This is a genomic window from Nocardioides sp. Leaf285, from assembly GCF_001422955.1.
Lineage (GTDB): Bacteria > Actinomycetota > Actinomycetes > Propionibacteriales > Nocardioidaceae > Nocardioides > Nocardioides kribbensis.
In genome coordinates this window covers 1-18,912 of record NZ_LMNH01000001.1, presented here as the reverse complement: position 1 = coordinate 18,912, position 18,912 = coordinate 1, and the positions used below count along the sequence as shown (strand labels likewise).

The following is an 18,912-nucleotide window of genomic DNA, read 5'->3' as shown; positions in this document are numbered from 1 at the left end:
GGTTCTTCCTCTCAGATCTGACCGTGGTTGGGCGGCAGCGTGCCCTCGAGGGCGTGGCGCCCGAGGTGCTGGACCTTCCAGCTCGCAGGGTCGTGGAGCGTGTGGGTGCGGGCGTTGCGCCAGTGGCGGTGCAGGTTGAGCCCGTCGAGGGCCGAGCGGGTGCCGGCGACCTCGAAGAGCCGGCTGGCGACGGCCACCGACACCTGGGTGGTCGAGGCGCGCGCGGCGGCCACGGCGAGGCTGGCCGCCCCGGCGCTCTCGACCGTGAGGTGGGCGTCGGCGCGGTCGACGGCGCGCCCGGCCTCGGCCACCAGGGCCTCCGCGCCGCGCACGGCGAGGTCCATCTCGCCGAAGGCGTGCACGACGAGCGGGTCGTCGGCGGCCCGCTCCACCCCGGCGTCGGGGTAGGGCCGCGACGTCGTGGTGACGAAGGCCGCCGCGTCCTCGATCGCCGCGCGGGCGATCCCGGCGTCGATCGCGGCGTGCAGGAGCTGGGCGAAGGCACCGTAGGTCTGCGGGCCCTCGAAGGTCAGGTGGTAGGGCGTGATCCGCGAGTCGTCGACCGCCACACCCTCGAGGCGCACCGTGCCGCTGGCGGTGGTGCGCTGGCCCATGCCGGCCCAGTCGTCGACGACCGTGACGCCGGGAGCGGTGCGCTCCACCCACGCGACGTGCATGGGACCGTCCTCGCCGAGGTGGGCGAGCACGGGGATCCAGTCGGCGAAGAGCGCGCCGGTGCTGTAGCCCTTCTCGCCGTCGAGGCGCCAGGTGCGGGCGCCCTCCGCCGTGGGCCCGGTCGGGGTCAGGGTGGTGCGGTGCTCGCGCACGTGCTTCGTGCCGACCTCGGACTGGGCGTTGCCCAGCCGGCGCCCGCGCAGCACCTCGCCGAAGAAGAACGCCTGCTGGGCCGGCGTGCCCTGGTGGCGCAGCGCGTTGACGTAGACGAAGTGGCTGTGCGGCACCTGGGCCACGCTGGGGTCGCCCGCGCCGAGCAGGCGGAAGACCTCGGCCACGACCTCCACCGGCAGGTCGGCGCCGCCGTGCTCGGCCGGCACCGTGATCGCCAGCAGCCCCGAGGCCGACAGCAGGTCGAGCTCCGCGGCCGGCAGCACCCGCTCCGCGTCGCGGCGTACGGCGCCCTGCGCCAGCTCGCCCGCGAGGTCGGCGGCGACGCGCAGCGCGGCGTCGGCGTCGAGCACGGGCACCGTCGCGGGGGCGGTCAGCGTCGTCATCGGCCGACCCTCGCGAGCTCGGCGGCCTCCAGCTCGCGCACGATCGGCAGCACCTCGCGACCGAAGTGCTCGACGTCCTCGATGAAGTGCAGGAAGCCGAGCAGCATCATCTGCACGCCCTGCCGCTTGTACTCCATGATCCGGTGGGCGACCTGCTCGGGCGTGCCCACCAGGCCGGTGCGGAAGCCGTCGTTGTACTGCACGAGGTCGGAGAAGTCGGAGTCCTGCCACATGCCCTTCTTGTCACCCGTCGACTGGCCGGCCTGCTTGACCGCGGAGCCGAAGCCCTCGACGGCCTCGACGTCGGCCTGGTCGATGATGTCGTGCAGCACCTGGCGGGCCTCGGCCTCGCTGTCGCGGGCGACCACGAAGCCGTTGACGCCGAACTTCACGGCCCCCTCGGGGCGGCCGTTGACCCGGGCCACGTCGGTGACGTCGCGGACCTGCTCGGCGACGCCCTCGGGGGTGTTGCCGTTCATGAAGTACCAGTCGGTGACCCGCCCGCCCATGCCGCGGGCGTCGGTGGAGTTGCCGCCCATGAAGATCTCGGGGTGGGCCCGGCCGGGCACGTCCAGCGGCTTCGGCTTCAGGTCGAAGTCGTGCAGGCGGTAGAAGTCGCCCTGGTGCTCCGCGTGGTCGCTGGTCCAGATCTCGCGGACGTAGCGGATGAACTCCTCGGCGCGGCGGTAGCGCTCGCCGTGCTCGAGCCACGGCTCGCCGAGCCGCGTGAACTCGTCCTTGAACCAGCCGGAGACGACGTTGATCGCGGCGCGCCCACCGGAGATCTGGTCGGCGGAGGCGATGAACTTGGCGAGCACGCCGGGCTGCCAGAGGCCGGGGTGCACCGCGGCGATGACGTTGAGCCGCTCGGTGGCGAGCAGCAGCGCGAGCGACAGCGAGGTCGACTCGTGCTGGTAGGCCGCGCCGTAGGAGGCCATGTAGCGCACCTGCGACAGGGCGTACTCGAAGCCGCTGTCCTCGGCGACCTTGGCCAGGCGCTTGTTGTACTCGTAGCTCCAGTCGGTGCGCTGCTCGATCTTGCTGACGACCAGGCCGCCGCTGACGTTGGGCACCCAGTAGGCGAACTTCAGCGGCTCGTGACCCGGCTGCACGCCGGTCTCGCCGCGGGTCTGCTGCACGGTCATGGGGACTCCTCGTGGTCTCTCGCGGCCGAAGCCGCTTATGTCGATAAGATTGCTGGACAATAGGCCGGGATGCAAGGCGGGACCCCCGGGAGCCCCACCGGAAGCGGCGACGGGGTGACAGGCACCGCCTCTCACCGCCCGTCACCGGTCACGTCACCGGTCGCGCCGCGTGGCCCCGATCGACCAGGCGTACGGCGGGGTCGCTCCGTTGACGAGGTGGTCGCCGACCACCCGCGCCTTGAGGATCCGGGGGTTGTGCGACGACACCGTGCGGGCGTTGCGCCAGTGCCGGTCGAGGGCCCGGCCGCGCGCGGTGGCCGAGGCGCCGAGGGTGTCGAAGAGGTCGTTGGTGGCGCGCAGCACGAGATCGGTGACGACGACCTGCGCGGTGGACGACTCGATCTCGCCGACCTCGACCAGGCGCCGGGTGCGCTCGGGGTCGCCGTGCGCGGAGTCGGCGACGGCCTGGAGGGCCTCGGCGACCCGCAGCGTGGCGGCCTCCGCGGCGTAGACGGCGGCGGCGATCTCGCCGATGCGGGCGAGCACCTGCGCGTCGTCGCGCACCCGGGCGGCGTTGGCGTGGGAGTAGTTGCGCTCGCGGCGGCGCACCTCGGTGACCGCGTCGGCGAGCGCTGCACGCCCGATCCCGGCGAGGATCGCGAGCAGGTTGAGTTGGTAGAGCGCGGTCTGGTGCGGGAAGCGCTCCTCGAAGGCGAGCACGTCCTCGGCGGGCACGCGCACGGCGTCGAAGCTCGTCGTGCCGCTGCCGGTGCCGCGCTGGCCGAAGCCGTCCCAGTCGTCGACGACGCTGACCCCGGAGCGGCGGGTGTCGACGATCGCGATCGCGAAGTCGTCGGCGGCCCCGCCGCCGGGCCCCTCGCCCTCGGCGCCCTCGTCACGCACGGCGTAGACGTCGACCCACTCGGCGTAGATGGTGCCGGTCGTGTAGTACTTCGTGCCGTCGAGGCGGTAGTCGCCGCCCGCGAGGCGGGTGAGCACCGTGCGCTGCGTGCCGATCTCGGTGGCACCGACCTCCGACCAGGCGTTGCCGGCGATCTCGCCCGCGGCGAACCGGTCGAACCACCGCGCCTGGTCGGAGCCGCGGGCGTGCTGCCACAGCCGGTCCTCGACGAGGGCGAAGTGGCCGCGGAAGGCCTGCGGGAGGTTGCTGTCGACCGCCGCGAGCTCGACCCACAGCTGGGTCACCTCCGGCAGCGACAGCCCCTCCCCGCCGTGCTCGCGCGGCACGCGCACCGCGCCGAAGCCGGCCGCCTTGAGCCAGGCGACCTGCTCGACCGGCAGCTCGCCGTCGAGCTCGCGCCCGACGGCCCCGGCCGCGATCCGCTCCCACAGCGGGGCGTAGGTCGCGCGCAGCCCCGCCAGGCGCGGGGAGTCGACGGCGACGTGGGGCACGAACGGCACGGCGGCCTCCCGGGCGGGGGCACGCCCCACGGACGACCGCGCGGCGGGCTGGACGGACGGCTGGACAGACATGGGCGCTCCTCGGCTACAGTCATGACACGGTTTGTCTACTGACTTTGTCGACTATGACTTCGAGGAGCCCCGGGGGCAAGCCGACACCCGCCCCTCCCAGGAAGGATCCCCGGTGCGCATCGAGCAGCTGGAGTACCTCGCCGCCGTCACCCAGCACGGTTCCCTGCGCCGCGCCAGCGAGCGACTGCACATCTCCCAGCCGGCGCTCAGCGAGGCGGTCAGCAAGCTCGAGCGCGAGCTCGGCGTGACGCTGCTCGACCGGCGCCGGTCCGGCGCCCGGATCAGCCGCCAGGGGCGCGACCTGCTGCAGAACATGGTCGACGTGCTCGAGGCCGTCGACCGGCTGCGCACCGCCGCGGGCGACCAGACCGCCTCGGCCCGGCTGATCCGGCTCGGCACGGTCAACGCCGCCACCTCCAGCCTGCTGGTGCCGGCCGTGCGCGGACTGCAGGACAGCCACCCCGGCACCACGGTCGAGGTGATGACCATGCAGCAGGCCGAGATCGACGCCGGCCTGCACGAGGGCTCCCTCGACCTCGGCCTGGTCAACGTGCTCTCCGGCGACGACACCCCCACCGACCTGGTCGGCACCGATCTCCTCCACGGGCGCCCGGTCGCCGTGCTCCCGGCCGGTCACGCGCTCACGGCGTACGCCGAGGTGGGCGTCGACCAGCTGCGCGCCGAGCGGTTCGTCACCATGCGCGCGGGCTACCTGATGCACCGCTTCGCCCACCGACTGTTCGCCGGCCACATGCCGGCCACCTGCCACAGCACCGACGGCGCGGAGCTCGGCAAGGTGATGGTCGCCGAGGGGCTGGGTCTCACCGTGCTGCCCGACTACAGCGTCGTCGACGACCCCCTCGAGCGCGCGGGCCTCCTCACCACCCGGCCCATCGCCGGCGACCGCACGGTGGTGTCGCTGGTGCTGCGCCACCGCGCGCCCGACCGGGTGCCGGTGCAGGTGCGCGAGCTGCGGGGCCTGCTGGTCGACCTGGCGCGCCGGCGCAGCAGCGGAACCGCCCTGGCCGTCGCGGCGTCCCAGGGGGCATGACCCGACGCCACCGCAGCGCCCCGGCCGCCCTGCCGACCGCTCTCCTGCTCGCCCTGCTCCTCGGCCTCACCGCCTGCTCCGGCGGCGGCTCCGACGAGGCGTCCGGCGCCGGCAGCACCGCCGACACCGCCGACACCGCCGCCGACGCCGTCGGGCCCGAGTCGGCCCTGTCCTCGGCGGTCGAGGGCGGCTCCGGCAGCAGCGCCGCCCGCGCCCGGCCCGCGGCGGTCGAGCCGGCCACACCGGCGATCATCTCCACCGGCAGCCTCGAGGTGCGCGCCGACGACGTGGCGGCGGCGCGCGACGAGGTGCAGGACGTGCTCGACCAGACCGGTGGGACGGTCGCGGAGGAGCGGTCGACCAGCGACGACGACGGGGCCGTGGAGTCGACCCGTCTGGTGCTGCGCGTGCCGAGCGAGGACTTCGCCGTGGCGATGGAGGCCCTGGAGGGCATCGGGGTCACCGAGGACTCGCGCCGCGCGAGCGAGGACGTCACGACCCAGGTGGTCGACAACGAGGTGCGGGTGCGGGCCCAGCGCGCCAGCATCGCGCGCATCGAGGCCCTGCTGGCGCGGGCCGAGACCATCGGTGCCGTCATCAGCATCGAGGGCCAGCTGACCCGTCGCCAGGCCGACCTCGACTCGCTGCTGGCCCAGCAGGCCTACCTCACCGACCAGACCTCGCTGTCGACGATCACGGTCAGGCTCGCCCGCACGCCTGACCCGTCCTCGGACCAGCGGCCCGAGGAGGACCGGTCGGGCTTCCTGGCCGGGCTGGCCGCCGGCTGGGACGGCCTGTCGTCGGTGGCGGTGGGTGCGGCCACCGCGCTCGGCGCCGTGCTGCCCTTCGCGGTCGTCGCGCTGCTGCTCGGCGTGCCGCTCGCGCTGCTGGTGCGCTCGCTCAGAGCGGGTAGGACTGCACGAACTCCGTGAGCCGGGCCAGCTGGTCGGGGTCGGTGGAGGGGATCACGCCGTGCCCGAGGTTGAAGACGTGCCCCCGGGCCGCGCGGCCGGCCTCGATCACCTCGGCGGCGCGCGAGGTCATGACGTCGGTGGGGGCGAAGACCAGCGTCGGGTCGAGGTTGCCCTGCACGGCGCGGTCGCCGACCTGGCCGATGGCCTGCGTCAGCGGCGTGCGCCAGTCGACGCCGACCACGTCGGCGCCGGCCTGACCCATCAGGCCCAGCAGGTTGGAGGTGCCGACCCCGAAGTGGATGCGCGGCACGCCCAGCGCGCCGGCCCGCTCGAGCACGCGGGCCGAGTGGGGCATGACGTGCTCGACGTAGTCGGCCGGGGTCAGCGCGCCGGCCCAGGAGTCGAAGAGCTGCACGGCAGAGGCGCCGGCGGCGACCTGCACCTCGAGGTAGGCCGCGGCGATCCCGGCGATCTTGGCCATGAGCGCCTCCCACACCTCGGGGGCGCCGAACATCATGGCCTTGGTCTTGGCGTGCTCCTTCGACGGCCCGCCCTCGACGAGGTAGGAGGCGACCGTGAACGGCGCGCCGGCGAAGCCGATCAACGGGGTGGCGCCGAGCTCGCCGACGAGACCCTGCACGGCCTGGGTGATGAAGGGCACGTGCTCGGGGGTCAGGTCGGGGATGGCGGCCACGTCGGCCAGCGTGCGCACCGGCTCGGCGACCACCGGGCCGATGCCGGGCTTGATGTCGAGGTCGACCCCGACGGCCTTGAGCGGCAGCACGATGTCGGAGAAGAAGATCGCCGCGTCGACGCCGTAGCGACGCACCGGCTGCATCGTGATCTCGACCACCAGGTCGGGATCCATGCAGGACTCGAGCATGCCGACGCCCTCGCGCACCCGGAGGTACTCGGGGAGGCTGCGGCCCGCCTGGCGCATGAACCACACCGGCGTGTGGGGCACCGGCTCCCCCCGGACGGCCTTGAGGAAGGCGCTGTCGGCGAGGTCCTGCGCGGGCGCGGTGGCAGTCGTCACGGGCACAAGGGTCGCACTCCCCCCGGCGTGTTCGCACATCGGTTCGAGTCCTCCCGACCTACTGTGGCCCCATGGTCGTCCGCCAGGAGACGCGCCCGGGTGCGGGCGCGGACGCGCAGCCCCCCGAGTTCCGGCATGCTGTCGCCAGCATGCAGGGTGCGCGGCTGCGCCCCGAGGTACTCTGCGAGCAGATGCCGGCGCCGCAGCGGATCGCCCCCTACGCCTCCGCACTGTCGGCCGACGTGACGGTCGACGGCACCGACGTCGGCACCGGGCGGATCATCGTGCTCCACGACCCCGACGGCAACGACGCCTGGGAGGGCACCTTCCGCTGCGTCGCCTACGCCCGCGCCGACATCGACGTCGACCTCGTGGCCGACCCGATGCTGCCCGAGGTCGGCTGGTCCTGGCTGGCCGAGGCGCTGGAGTCCCACGGCGCCGCCCACCTGGCCGCGTCGGGCACCGTGACCACGGTGACGACCGAGAGCTTCGGCGGCATGGCCGAGGAGGGGCGCACCGCGCAGATCGAGGTGCGCGCGTCGTGGACGCCCGCCCTCGGCGACGACGGCGCCCCCGACCTCGCCCCGCACGTCGAGGCCTGGGGTGAGCTGCTGTGCACCGCCGCGGGCCTGCCTCCCGTGCCCGACGGGGTCACGATGATGCCGAGCCGCCGCGGGCAGCGCGGCCCCACCCGCTGATGACGGACGAGCCCGACACCACCCCGATCCCCGAGCAGGCCCCCGAGCAGGCTCCCGAGCTGCCGCTGCTGACCCTGCGCGACGGCCTGCCGCCGCTCACCGACACCGACGCCGGCCTGCGCGAGGTCTGCGCGTCGTTGGCCGCCGGCACCGGCCCGGTCGCCATCGACGCCGAGCGCGCGTCGGGCTACCGCTACTCCGGTCGCGCCTACCTCATCCAGCTGCGCCGTGAGGGGTCCACGACCTTCCTCGTCGACCCGATCGGCCTGTCGAGCCTGGCCCCGCTCCAGGAGGCGCTGGCGGGCACCGAGTGGATCCTGCACGCCGCCACCCAGGACCTCCCCTGTCTCACCGAGCTCGGCCTGCACCCCGACGCGCTCTTCGACACCGAGCTCGCGGGCCGGCTGCTCGGCTACCCCCGCGTCGGGCTGGCCACGCTCGTCGAGACGCTGCTGGGCGCCCGGATGAAGAAGGAGCACTCCGCGGTCGACTGGTCGACCCGGCCGCTGCCCGAGCCGTGGCTGGAGTACGCCGCGCTCGACGTCGAGGTGCTCGTCGAGCTGCGCGACCGGCTCGCCGCCGAGCTGGTCGAGTCCGGCAAGGACGAGTGGGCGCGCCAGGAGTTCGACGCGCTGCGCGGCTTCGCGCCGACACCGCGGGTGGATCCCTGGCGGCGTACGTCGGGCCTGCACCGGGTGCGGGGACGACGCTCGCTGGGCGCGGCCAAGGCGCTGTGGGAGGCGCGCGACGAGATCGCCGAGCAGCGCGACGTGACGCCGGGGCGGATCATCCCCGACGCCGCCATCGTGGCGGCCGCGACCGCGATGCCGGAGGACCGGGCGGCCCTGCTGGGCACCAAGGGCTTCCACGGCCGCGGCGCGGAGCGCTACTCCAGCCGCTGGGTCGCCGCCGTGCGCGGCGCCGCCGAGGCCGAGGAGAAGGACCTGCCGACGCGCTCGCCGCGCTCCGACGGACCGCCCCTGCCCCGCGCGTGGGCCGAGCGCGACCCGGTCGCCGCCCGCCGGCTCCAGCTCGCCCGCGAGCAGATGGCGGCCCTCGCCGAGGAGCAGCACCTCCCGGTCGAGAACGTCCTCACCCCCGACTACCTGCGCCGCACCCTCTGGGACCCGCCGCACACCCGCGAGCCCGCGGCCCTCGCGGAGGCGGTCGCCGCCCTGCTGAGCGGCTACGGCGCACGTCCGTGGCAGGTCGCGCTGGCCGAGCCGGTGCTCACCGCCGCGATCCTGGAGGCCGACCTCCCCGTGGAGGAGCCGGTCGAGGAGGACTGAGCCTCACTCCTCCTCGGAGTCGTCCTCCACGGGCTGCTCCAGCACCTCGCGCGACTCCTCGTCGATCTGCGTGGTGAGCTCGTCCAGCGGCAGCACGCCCGGCGCGCTGACCAGCTCGCCGATGGTCGGGTCGACCGCGGCCTGGAGCTCGCTGTAGGTGTCGAGCAGCGGCGGCAGCACCATGAAGCGGTTGGTGTAGGTGAAGACGCCCGCGCTGGCCGGCTGCTCGTCGGTCTGCAGGAAGTCCTCGGAGAGCGCGACCTCCTGGTTGGCCGGCACGAGGTGCCCGGCCCGGGTGACCACGGCGACCTCCGGCGAGGAGATCATGTGGACCAGGAAGTCGGCCGACTCCACCAGGCTCTCGGTGTCGGGGTCCAGGCACAGCCCGGTGAGGTCGCCGATGGTGGCGGTGGTGTCGAGGGTCGGCATCGGCAGCACGTCGAAGTCGAGCCCGTCGACCTCGCGCAGCTCCGGCACGAGGTCGCGGAAGCCGGCGATCATGCCGACCTTGCCGCGCTTGAACCACTCCAGCCCGGAGGCCTGATCGAGCTGGTCCTGGCTGAGGGTCAGGCGCGGGTCGCGCAGCACCTCGAGGGTCGTCTCGAGCGCCTCGCGGGTGTCGTCGCTGGAGAAGTCCAGCGACGTGGGCTGGTCCTCGTCGTCGAAGACCTCTCCTCCCCCGGCGTAGACGAAGGGCGAGAGGCCGCGCAGGGTGGGGTCGATGTAGACGCCGCGGGTGCCGCGGCGCGGCTTGGCCGCGAACTCCGCGGCCGCGCGGAACTGGTCGAAGGTGAAGCGCGAGTGCGACTCCGGCGGCACCGAGATGCCGCGCTCGGCCATGGTGTCGAGGTCGACGAGGTCCTCGTTGTAGTAGATGACCATCGGGGAGACGCCGTAGGGCATGCACTGCAGCTTGAGGTCGGCCGAGAACGCCTCCTGGGCGTCGCGGGAGTAGACGTCGCCGAAGGAGACGTCGCGCTCGTCGAGCAGCTCGTCGACCGGACGGGTCCAGCCCTGCTCGCGCAGCCAGGTCAGGTCGCGGCGCGAGGCGAGGTAGACGTCGGGCACGTCGGTGCCGCGGCGCAGCGCGGCGACGAAGGCCTCGCGGGTGGGCCAGGAGCGCAGCTCCACGCGGCTGGCGTCGGAGACCTGGTTGAACTGGCGCACGGCCTGCTGGTAGGCGCTGATCTCCTCCGGGGCGCCCCAGGCGCCGAAGGTCAGGTCGACCTGGGGCACCTGCGAGGCCTGCCCGGTCGGCTCCGGCTGCGGGGCGGGGGCGTCGCCTCCCTCGTCGGAGCAGGCGGCCAGCCCGAGGGAGGCACCGAGCGCGAGCACTGCCAGGAGCGACGTACGCCGCCGGCCCGATCGTCCGAACCTGCTCACCGACACCCCGTCCCGCGCTCCGACACTGCCTGAGACACCCGTGGGGCGCCGCGGGTCAGCCTACCGAGCGGGTCCTCAGGGGTGTGGCGCGGCCTCGGCCGGGCCGTGCCGGGCCGTCTCGGGGCCCGCTCAGCGCCAGCCGTGCAGCGCCCGCGCGGCCGCGACGACCTCGTCGAAGCGCGCGCGGTCGAGCGCCGCGCCCTCCCGGCGCACCGAGGCGGGGTCGAGGTCGAGCAGCCGGTCGAGCCGCACCTCGCTCGGGCGGCCCTCGCGGTCCCACCCGCCGGCGCCGACGTCGAGCCAGTGCCGGCCGTGGCGTGCCTCGTCGGCGGCGTCGCGGTCGTGGTCCTTGCTGGTGAGCATGAGCGCCACGAGCCGCCGCCCGCGGGCCGCGCGGGCCAGGACCAGCACCGGGCGGTCCTTGCCACGCCCGTCGTCCTCCTCGTAGGGCACCCACGCCCAGACGACCTCGCCGGGGTCGGGGCGGCCGTCGGCCCGTGGCGCGTAGTCGAGACGGGGCCCGGACCGAGGGCCGGACCGGGGGCCCGACCGGGGCCCGGGGGACGACCCGGGCCCGGGGGACGACCCGGGCCGGGGAGCCGGGCGGGTGCTCCGGCGCAGGGCACGGACGACGCGGAGGGCGGTGCTCAGACGGGAGCTCATGGCCGCCACGCTAGTCGGAGCACGCCGGACCGGGAGCGCCTCACGGCGCGTGGCCGCTCGTAGCGGCTTATTGTGGGACCCGGGGCTGCCGCGGCCCGGCGTGCTCCTGAGTGAGAGTTTAACGACCCGAGGCCCGTCGTCCAACCGCACCGCTCCCGCGGGAGCCGGCTCAGGCCAGGCGCGAGGCCAGCTCGGCGTGGCCCGCGGCCTCGAGCTGCTCGGAGAGCCCGAGCATGCGCTGCACCTCGGCGTCGGTGCGCTCGGGCAGTCCGGCGCGGCCGGTGGCGACGACCCGGGAGAAGGCCGCGGCGCGGAAGAGCACGTCGGCGAAGTCGCCGGCGACGATGCCGCGCAGCACCTGGTCGACCATCGCCTGGAGGCCCTCGGGCGTCGGCGGGTCGGCGACGCCGGCGACGACCCGCGCCACCTGGGCGCGGGCGCGCCCGGCCTCGAACTCGCGCGCCACGGCGGTCGGGTCGGCGTGCACCCACTGCCGCAGCACGAAGAGCCGCCACAGGCAGCCGGCCAGCGAGTCGGCCGGCGAGCCGGCCCACACCTCGGCGATGGTCTCGATGCCCTCGGTCTCGGCGAGGTGCAGCAGCCGCTCGGCCACGGCGTCGTCACGCGAGTCGGCCGCGCCGCGCACCAGCAGGTGGGCGGCGCGGTCGGCGGCCTCGCTGACCATGGCGGGGTCGTCGCCGCCGACGAACTCGTCGAAGAAGGCCCCGGCCTTGCGCATGGGCCGGTGGTGGGGGCGCTGGGTCACCCGCTCGACACTACGCCCGGGCTGTGCGGCCGCGGACCCGTCAGCCCAGGGCCTTGCGGATCCGCTGGTCGCTGACCGGCACGGCGGTGCCGAGCTGCTGGGCCCACAGCGAGACCCGCCACTCCTCCAGCAGCCACCGCACCTGGCGCAGCGCCTCCCCCGGCGGGCGGCCCGGCGCCAGCGCCTCGGTCCGGTGCGCCCACGCGGCCTGCAGGTCGGCCACCTGGTCCATCAGCAGCCGGTCGCGGTGCGCCGCGGCGCCGCCCTGGTCGAGACGGGCCCGGCGCTGGTCGAGCGCGGCGAGGTAGGTCGGGTAGCGCCGCAGCCAGGTCGTGCCCGCCTCGGCGACGAACCCGCGGTGCACCAGCCGCGCGAGCTGGGCCCGCATGTCGGTGAGGGCCGGGAGCATGGCCATGTCGGCGCGGCCGGACAGCGACTTCTCGGTGCGCCGCCACGCGTCGAGCACGCGCACCACGTCTCCGAGCACGGCGCGCAGGTGGGCCTCCTGGTCGCGGCCGGCGGCCTCGCGCAGGGCGGCGTACGCCTCGGGGGTGCGGGCGGGCGGGCGGGCGTCGACGACGGCCTGCACCACGGCGGCGCGGCAGTCCTCGAGCAGCTCGGCCACCGAGGCGTACGGCGAGCCGGCCAGCCCGAGCTTCTCGGCGTTGGTGAGGGAGTCGAGCACCCGCTTGACCGGCGAGGGCAGCTCGAGCAGCAGCAGCCGCGCGACGCCCAGGCGGTGGCGGGCGTCGCGCTCGTCCTCGGAGCCCGCGACCGCGAGCCCGACGCTGGCGCCCTCGTCGACGAGCCCCGGGAAGCCGCGGACCTCGTGGCCGGCGCGGGTCTGCACGAAGGAGGGCTCGATGGTGCCGAAGGTCCAGCCGGTCTCACCGCTGCGGGCGACTCCGGAGTCGGCCGCGACCTCGGCCATCGCCTGGGCGAAGCGCGGGCGCAACGGCTCCTTGAGCGCCTCGAGGTCCTTGCCGCGGGCCTGCTCGGCCCCGGTGTCGTCGACGACGCGGTAGGTCGGTCGCAGGTGCTCGGGCACCTTGGTCCAGTCCCACGCCTCGCGGGGCACGACGACGCCGGTGGTCGAGCGGCACCAGCGCTCGAGGGCGTCGAGCAGCGGCTCCTCGCCCGCCGGCACGTCGCGCAGGAAGTCGCGGGCCCGGTCGGGGGCGGGCACGAAGCTGACGCGCAGGTTCTTCGGCAGGCTGCGGATCAGGCTGGTGACCAGCTCCTCGCGCAGCCCCGGCACGACCCAGGAGAAGTCGTCGGCCCCGACCCGGTTCAGGGTGGTGACGGGCACGTCGATGGTGAGGCCGTCGTCGGCGGCGCCCGGCTCGAAGTGGTAGGCGATGGGGAACGTCAGACCCTCGTCGGCGGCCCACTGCTCGGGGTAGTCGGCCTCGCTGACCTCGGCGGCCGCGTCGTGGGTCAGCATCGCCGGGTCGAAGGTCAGCAGGTCGGGGCGGCGGCGGCGCTCCTGCTTCCACCACTGCTCGAAGTGCGAGCCGCTGACGACGTCGGGGCCGATCCGGGCGTCGTAGAAGTCGAAGAGGGTGTGCTCGTCGACCACGATGTCGCGGCGCCGGGCGCGGTGCTCGAGCTCGGCGGCCTCCTCGAGCAGGCGCAGGTTCTCGGCGTAGAAGCGGTGGCGGCCCGAGGTGAGCTGCGCCCACTCGCCGTAGACGAGCGCGTGGCGGATGAAGAGCTCGCGCGAGAGCTCCTTGTCGACCTTGCCGTAGGCCACGAGCCGGTCGGCGACCAGCGGCACGCCGTAGAGGGTCGCCCGCTCGTAGGCCACGACCGAGGCGCGCTTCTTCGACCAGTGCGGCTCCGACCAGGTGCGCTTGACCAGGTCGCCACCGAGGCGCTCGGCCCAGGCCGGGTCGAAGCCCGCGGCCTGGCGGGCCCAGAGACGGCCGGTCTCGACGAGCTCGGCGGCCATGACGTACTGCGGGGGCTTCCGGGCCAGTCCGCTGCCGGGGAAGATCGCGAACCGGGCGCCGCGCGCGCCGAGGTACTCCCGCATCGGGCGGCGACCGGTGCGCGCCTTGGCGCCCGGGGCCTCCTTCTCGCGCTCCTCCAGCAGGCCGATCTGCGACAGCAGACCCGACAGCAGGGCCTGGTGGATGCCGTCGGCGTCGGGCTGGTCGGCGGGTCGGCCGACCTCGATGCCCATCTCCTTGCAGACCTGGCGCAGCTGCGACTCGAAGTCCTGCCACTCGCGCACCCGCAGGTAGTTGAGGAACTCCCGCTTGCACATGCGGCGGAAGGCGCTGCCGGAGAGCTCGCGCTGCTGCTCGCGCAGGTGCGACCACAGGTTGAGCCAGGTCAGGAAGTCGGAGCCCTCGGCCTTGAAGCGGGCGTGGAGCTGGTCGGCCTGGGCCTGCTGCTCCGCGGGGCGCTCGCGGGGGTCCTGCAGCGACAGCGCGGCCGCCACGACGAGCACCTCGCGCACGCAGCCGAGCCGCTCGGCCTCGAGGATCATGCGGCCCAGGCGCGGGTCGATCGGCAGCCGGGCGAGGCGCTGCCCGAGCCGGGTCAGCCGCCGGGCCTCCGGGGCGCCGGTCGAGGGCAACGCGCCGAGCTCCTCGAGTAGCTGCACCCCCGACTGCACGTTGCGCCGGTCGGGGGGCTCGACGAAGGGGAAGCGGGCCACGTCGCCGAGACCGAGGCTGGTCATCTGCAGGATGACGCTGGCCAGGTTGGTGCGCAGGATCTCGGGGTCGGTGAACTCCGGGCGCGCCTCGAAGTCCTCCTCGGAGTAGAGCCGGATCGCCACGCCGGCCGCGACGCGACCGCAGCGCCCGGAGCGCTGGTTGGCCGAGGCCTGGCTGATCGCCTCCACCGGCAGCCGCTGGACCTTGGTGCGCAGCGAGTAGCGGCTGATGCGCGCGACGCCGGTGTCGACGACGTAGCGGATGCCGGGCACGGTCAGCGAGGTCTCCGCGACGTTGGTCGCCAGCACGATGCGGCGCCCGGTGTGGGAGCTGAAGACGCGGTGCTGCTCGGCGGCCGAGAGCCGGGAGTAGAGGGGCACGACCTCCGTGCCGCCGCCGCGGGTGCCCTGGGTGGCCTCGGTCAGCGCCTCGGCGGTGTCGCGGATCTCCCGCTCGCCGGGCAGGAAGACCAGGATGTCGCCGGGTCCCTCGGCGAAGAGCTCGCGGCAGGCCTCCACGATCGCCTCGGTCTGGTCGCGCACGACGACCTCGCCGTCCTCGTCCTGGTCGTCGCCCGCCTCCTCCGGCAGCACCATGAGCGGGCGGTAGCGGATCTCGACGGGATAGGTGCGCCCCGACACCTCGATGATCGGGGCCGGCTTCCCGTCGCGGTCGGCGAAGTGGGCGGCGAAGCGCTCGGGGTCGATGGTGGCCGAGGTGATGACGAGCTTGAGGTCGGGTCGCTGCGGCAGGAGGCGGCGCAGGTAGCCCAGCAGGAAGTCGATGTTGAGCGAGCGCTCGTGGGCCTCGTCGATGATGATCGTGTCGTAGCGACGCAGCATGCGGTCGCGCTGCAGCTCGGCGAGCAGGATGCCGTCGGTCATCAGCTTGACGCGGGTGGCGCGGGTCGTGCGGTCGGTGAAGCGCACCTGGTAGCCGACCACCGACTCCTCCCCCAGCGGCTGGCCGAGCTCGTCGGCGATCCGCTCCGCCACCGACCGGGCCGCGATCCGGCGCGGCTGGGTGTGGCCGATCAGCCCGCCCGAGCTGCGCTCCTTGCCGTCGCGGCCCTTCCTCGTCGTACGCCGGCCGCGGCCGAGCTCGAGGCAGATCTTGGGCAGCTGCGTGGTCTTGCCGGAGCCGGTCTCCCCGGCCACGATCACGACCTGGTGGTCGCGGATGGCCTGCGCGATGTCGTCGCGGCGCTGGGTGACGGGGAGCTCGGCGGGGTAGGTGATCGAGAGCTCGGGCGGCGCCTGCTCTCCGGCCGGGCGCGGGGAGGACATGATGCTCCCCATTCTGCCTGCGGCCGGGTGACGGGGGCCAACGGGTTGCCGGCGCGGGCCCTCGGCCTCTGGTCGCGCCGGCTGCTGGCGGCGCACCCTGGGTCATGCGCCGTCTGCTGATGCTCGTGCCCGCCGCCCTCCTCGCGCCGCTGCTCGCCGTCGCGGGGCACGTCGGACCCGCGCAGGGCGGTGAGACGTTCATCCGCCCCACCCACGGGCTCGACCCCGACGACTGGTCGCTGCGTCGGCTCGACTGCGACCTCGTGGAGGCCGACACCACCCGCGTCGGCCTCACTGCCGGACCCGCCACCTCCGGCCAGGGCAGCCTGCTCGTCGAGGGCACCGCCGACTCCCTGCGCGGGGTGGTGCGGCACCGCTCGGGGTCGTTGCCGTCGGTGTCGGTGGTGGTCATGGGCGCGGGGGGCGGCGAGGACGCGCCGGAGGGCGTCGCGCCGCAGGGTGTGTGGTGGGTCGAGGCCGGCGGCGTCACCTACACCAGCGACCCGGTCGACCTCGGCGACGGCGTCTTCGAGCGGGTCCACCTCGACACGGCCGTCCTCCACGGTCCCGACTTCACCGGCAGCGTCCGCGACGTGCCCGGCAACCAGGACGACTGGACGGCTGGCCTCCTCACCGGAGGCTGCGTGGGGAGCCCGACGGCCCGCCTCGACGTCTTCTTCTGGAAGAAGAGCCGCTTCGGCGACGACCTGGAGCCGAGCGACTGGCTGCGCCTCGACCACGTCGCCGACGTCGGCGACCCGCCGCCCGTCGGCAGCCGCTTCACGCTGCGCGCCCGCGCCCTCCACGCCGGGCTGCTCACCGGCGTGGTCACCCCGGTCGACGGCGCCCGGGTCCACTTCCGACGGGTGCTCACCGACGGCGCGGTGCGCACCACCTCCGAGCAGCGCGCCAACGCTCGCGGCTGGGTGACCCTGCGACGCACCGCGGACCAGAGCGCCACGTGGCGGGCACGGCGGGACCGCTCCGGTGGTCGACCCGACGTGGTCAGCCCGGCCCACGACGTCTACGCCGCCCTGGCGCTCTCCCGCCCCCGCCTCGACGGCACCCCCTGCCCGGGCGTCCGGGCCTGCGAGGACATGACCGTCGACGGCCCCCGGGTCGTCGTCTCGGGCACGCTGGCGCCACCGCGCGGTCGGGTCGAGGTGCACGTCACCCCGGTCAACGGCGACCCGACGGTGCACATGGTCCGCCCCGGACCACGACAGCGCTGGCGCACCGCCTTCTCCCTGCCCGCGGGTCGCTACCACGTCTTCGTCGACGCCCTCTCGACCTCGCCCGAGTACGTCGACGCCAACGCCTGGTGGCTCGACCTCCGCGTCCGCTGACGCGCACTCGTCGGGGGTGCGATCGGCCGTGAGGCCCCGCGCCTCAGCCGGCGCGGACCAGCGTGGTCCAGCCGTGGGGGTTGGTCCAGGCGTAGGTGCCGTCGGGATGCCGGTGGTAGCTCCAGGGTGGGCTGCCCTCGGAGCCGGTGGTCTTGAGGCGGTGGTGGTGGCGGCACAGGGGCGCGAGATTGGAGGGGTGCGTCTGACCGGGGCGTCCGTCGTGGTCGAGGGGTCGGTAGGGGGTGATGTGGTCGAGGTCGCAGCGTCGTGAGGGCACGGTGCAGCCGGGGAACACGCAGCGTGGGTCGCGCAGGGTGACGTGTTCGCGCATCCAGGGTGGTGGGTCGTGGCGCATCCAGGGTGGTGGGTCGTGNTGCTACCTCTGGCTCGACCGCTACGAGGGTAGGGGGTGATGTGGTCGAGGTCGCAGCGTCGTGAGGGCACGGTGCAGCCGGGGAACACGCAGCGTGGGTCGCGCAGGGTGACGTGTTCGCGCATCCAGGGTGGTGGGTCGTGGCGGTCGACGGCGCCGGCGGTGGTGGGGTCGAGGTCGATGACGGGTCTCACGTAGACCTTGGTGCCGTCCAGCCAGCGGCGCAGGGTGGTGGTGGAGACGACGCCGAGGCCCTCGACGACCGCGGTGCCGGGTGGTGGGCCGGTGCGGTCGATCTGGGACAGCCAGCTGGTCTCGTGGTGGCGATGGACCGCTGTGGGGCGTAGGTCGGGGCCGGTGGTGCGGTACGGGTCGCCTGCAGGGTGCTCGGGTGGGGACTGTTCGGGTGCGGGCTGTTCGTCGGGGGTGGGGTGGCTTCGAGACGCTCGCTGCGCTCGCTCCTCAGCCACCGGGGCCGGGGCCTGTCCGGCGGTGGTCTCGGGGGCGTTGCCCGCGGCGGGGCGTCGAGACGCTCGCTGCGCTCGCTCCTCAGCCACCGGGGTCGTGGCCTGTTCGGCGGATGTGGTCTCGGGGTCGCCGCCGGCGGAGGCCTGGCTTCGAGACGCTCGCTGCGCTCGCTCCTCAGCCACCGGGGTCGTGACCTGTCCCGCAATCGGCGGATGTGGTCTCGGGGTCGCCGCCGGCGGAGGCCTGGCTTCGAGACGCTCGCTGCGCTCGCTCCTCAGCCACCGGGGTCGTGACCTGTCCCGCAGGGACGGTCTCGTGGTCGGCGGGGGCGGGGGTGGGCAGGTCCCGGGGGTCGGGTGGGGGCTCGTCGGCCGGGGCCTCGGCGGGTGGCGGGGGCTCCTCCGGCGCTGGTTCTTCTCTACTCGTGCGGGCTGTGTCGAGGGCGGCGAGGGTCTCGGCACGCTCGAGGTCCTCGGGGCGCAGGTGGAGGTAGACCACCCGCTCCTTCGCCGTCGTGGGCTCCAGTGCGGGCTGTGTCGAGGGCGGCGAGGGTCTCGGCACGCTCGAGGTCCTCGGGGCGCAGGTGGAGGTAGACCACCCGCTCCTTCGCCGTCGTGGGCTCCACCGAGTCCAACGCGGTCAATCCTTGGGCGCGGTCGGTGATCACCCCGAYCGCCCTGGCTTTACGGACCTCCAGCGACTCGACCACGGCTCCAGTGGTGCTCTGGTGGCGGCCGAGCTCGGCGGCGGTGGCGCAGATCAGGTCGTGGAAGCGGGTGAGGTCCTGGGTGTCACCGGTGGCCTCCAACCACGAGGTGCCGGACGCGGAGCCGCGGTCGACGTCGTGGGTCACCCGCACGTTCCACCCACCGCGGGCTCGTTCTTCGAGGGCGGCCTTCGCGTGGGGGTCGTGCCTGGCGGCCGCCTCGGCCACGAACAGCTCGATGCGCCGCGCGCCGAGGCTCTGCACGCGGGGGCCGAGGGCGGCGACCTTGCGGTCCACGAACGCAGCMCCGGTGTCGTTGAGCACCTGGGTCTGGGAGGCGTTGAGCACCTGGGTCTGGGAGGTTCGGGATCATCCAGTACGGCCTGTACTTCTGGG

14 protein-coding genes are annotated in these 18,912 nt (G+C 74.4%); 5 read left to right on the top strand and 9 right to left on the bottom strand.

Annotated features, from left to right (window positions below; translation table 11 throughout):
• Positions 1 to 11: 11 nt before the first annotated feature.
• The 3 genes from ASF47_RS00075 to ASF47_RS00065 all read right to left on the bottom strand — a co-directional run bounded on the left by ASF47_RS00075 (position 12) and on the right by ASF47_RS00065 (position 3,871).
• Positions 12 to 1,232, bottom strand: coding sequence for an SfnB family sulfur acquisition oxidoreductase (locus ASF47_RS00075; RefSeq protein WP_056862025.1), 1,221 nt, complete (start codon positions 1,230 to 1,232; stop codon positions 12 to 14).
• Positions 1,229 to 2,377: a dimethylsulfone monooxygenase SfnG gene (gene sfnG, locus ASF47_RS00070; RefSeq protein ID WP_056862024.1), complete on the bottom strand. Its 1,149-nt coding sequence runs from the start codon at positions 2,375 to 2,377 to the stop codon at positions 1,229 to 1,231. The genes ASF47_RS00075 and sfnG overlap by 4 nt, the downstream gene beginning before the upstream one ends.
• A 153-nt stretch (positions 2,378 to 2,530) precedes the next feature.
• Positions 2,531 to 3,871, bottom strand: coding sequence for an acyl-CoA dehydrogenase family protein (locus tag ASF47_RS00065; protein WP_082499859.1), 1,341 nt, complete (start codon positions 3,869 to 3,871; stop codon positions 2,531 to 2,533).
• Positions 3,872 to 3,983: 112 nt separating this feature from the next.
• Between ASF47_RS00065 and ASF47_RS00060 the strand changes: the two genes are divergently transcribed.
• Both ASF47_RS00060 and ASF47_RS00055 read left to right on the top strand, forming a co-directional pair.
• On the top strand, positions 3,984 to 4,922 hold the full coding sequence (locus tag ASF47_RS00060; RefSeq protein WP_056862023.1) for a LysR family transcriptional regulator: 939 nt from the start codon (positions 3,984 to 3,986) through the stop codon (positions 4,920 to 4,922).
• Entirely contained in the window at positions 4,919 to 5,854 is a 936-nt protein-coding gene (locus ASF47_RS00055) for a DUF4349 domain-containing protein (protein WP_056862022.1), read from the top strand. Before ASF47_RS00060 ends, ASF47_RS00055 begins: the two co-directional genes overlap by 4 nt.
• On the opposite strand, the gene hemE is transcribed toward ASF47_RS00055, so the two are convergent.
• Positions 5,823 to 6,872 carry a uroporphyrinogen decarboxylase gene (gene hemE, locus ASF47_RS00050; protein WP_235558562.1) on the bottom strand — a complete coding sequence of 350 codons (1,050 nt, stop codon included), beginning with the start codon at positions 6,870 to 6,872 and terminating at the stop codon, positions 5,823 to 5,825. The two genes, ASF47_RS00055 and hemE, sit on opposite strands and share 32 nt — an antisense overlap.
• Positions 6,873 to 6,943: 71 nt before the next feature.
• Here hemE and ASF47_RS00045 point away from each other — a divergent pair, with 71 nt between their 5' ends.
• Positions 6,944 to 7,570: a DUF3000 domain-containing protein gene (locus ASF47_RS00045; RefSeq protein ID WP_056862020.1), complete on the top strand. Its 627-nt coding sequence runs from the start codon at positions 6,944 to 6,946 to the stop codon at positions 7,568 to 7,570.
• Positions 7,570 to 8,859 carry an HRDC domain-containing protein gene (locus tag ASF47_RS00040; RefSeq protein WP_056862019.1) on the top strand — a complete coding sequence of 430 codons (1,290 nt, stop codon included), beginning with the start codon at positions 7,570 to 7,572 and terminating at the stop codon, positions 8,857 to 8,859. Before ASF47_RS00045 ends, ASF47_RS00040 begins: the two co-directional genes overlap by 1 nt.
• A 3-nt stretch (positions 8,860 to 8,862) precedes the next feature.
• On the opposite strand, the gene ASF47_RS00035 is transcribed toward ASF47_RS00040, so the two are convergent.
• The 4 genes from ASF47_RS00035 to hrpA form a co-directional block, all read right to left on the bottom strand.
• Positions 8,863 to 10,242, bottom strand: coding sequence for an ABC transporter substrate-binding protein (locus tag ASF47_RS00035; protein ID WP_162242252.1), 1,380 nt, complete (start codon positions 10,240 to 10,242; stop codon positions 8,863 to 8,865).
• A 129-nt stretch (positions 10,243 to 10,371) separates the two neighbouring features.
• Positions 10,372 to 10,905, bottom strand: coding sequence for a type II toxin-antitoxin system PemK/MazF family toxin (locus tag ASF47_RS22050; protein ID WP_056862017.1), 534 nt, complete (start codon positions 10,903 to 10,905; stop codon positions 10,372 to 10,374).
• Positions 10,906 to 11,074: 169 nt separating this feature from the next.
• On the bottom strand, positions 11,075 to 11,671 hold the full coding sequence (locus ASF47_RS00025; RefSeq protein ID WP_228942954.1) for a hypothetical protein: 597 nt from the start codon (positions 11,669 to 11,671) through the stop codon (positions 11,075 to 11,077).
• A 40-nt stretch (positions 11,672 to 11,711) separates the two neighbouring features.
• On the bottom strand, positions 11,712 to 15,623 hold the full coding sequence (gene hrpA / locus ASF47_RS00020) for an ATP-dependent RNA helicase HrpA (RefSeq protein ID WP_235558561.1): 3,912 nt from the start codon (positions 15,621 to 15,623) through the stop codon (positions 11,712 to 11,714).
• Positions 15,624 to 15,727: 104 nt separating this feature from the next.
• Here hrpA and ASF47_RS00015 point away from each other — a divergent pair, with 104 nt between their 5' ends.
• Positions 15,728 to 16,969, top strand: a complete 1,242-nt coding sequence (locus ASF47_RS00015; protein ID WP_056862015.1) for a hypothetical protein — start codon at positions 15,728 to 15,730, stop codon at positions 16,967 to 16,969.
• A 1,259-nt stretch (positions 16,970 to 18,228) separates the two neighbouring features.
• Here ASF47_RS00015 and ASF47_RS00005 read toward each other — a convergent pair.
• On the bottom strand, positions 18,229 to 18,864 hold the full coding sequence (locus ASF47_RS00005; protein WP_056862013.1) for a hypothetical protein: 636 nt from the start codon (positions 18,862 to 18,864) through the stop codon (positions 18,229 to 18,231).
• Between the last annotated feature and the right edge of the window lie 48 nt (positions 18,865 to 18,912).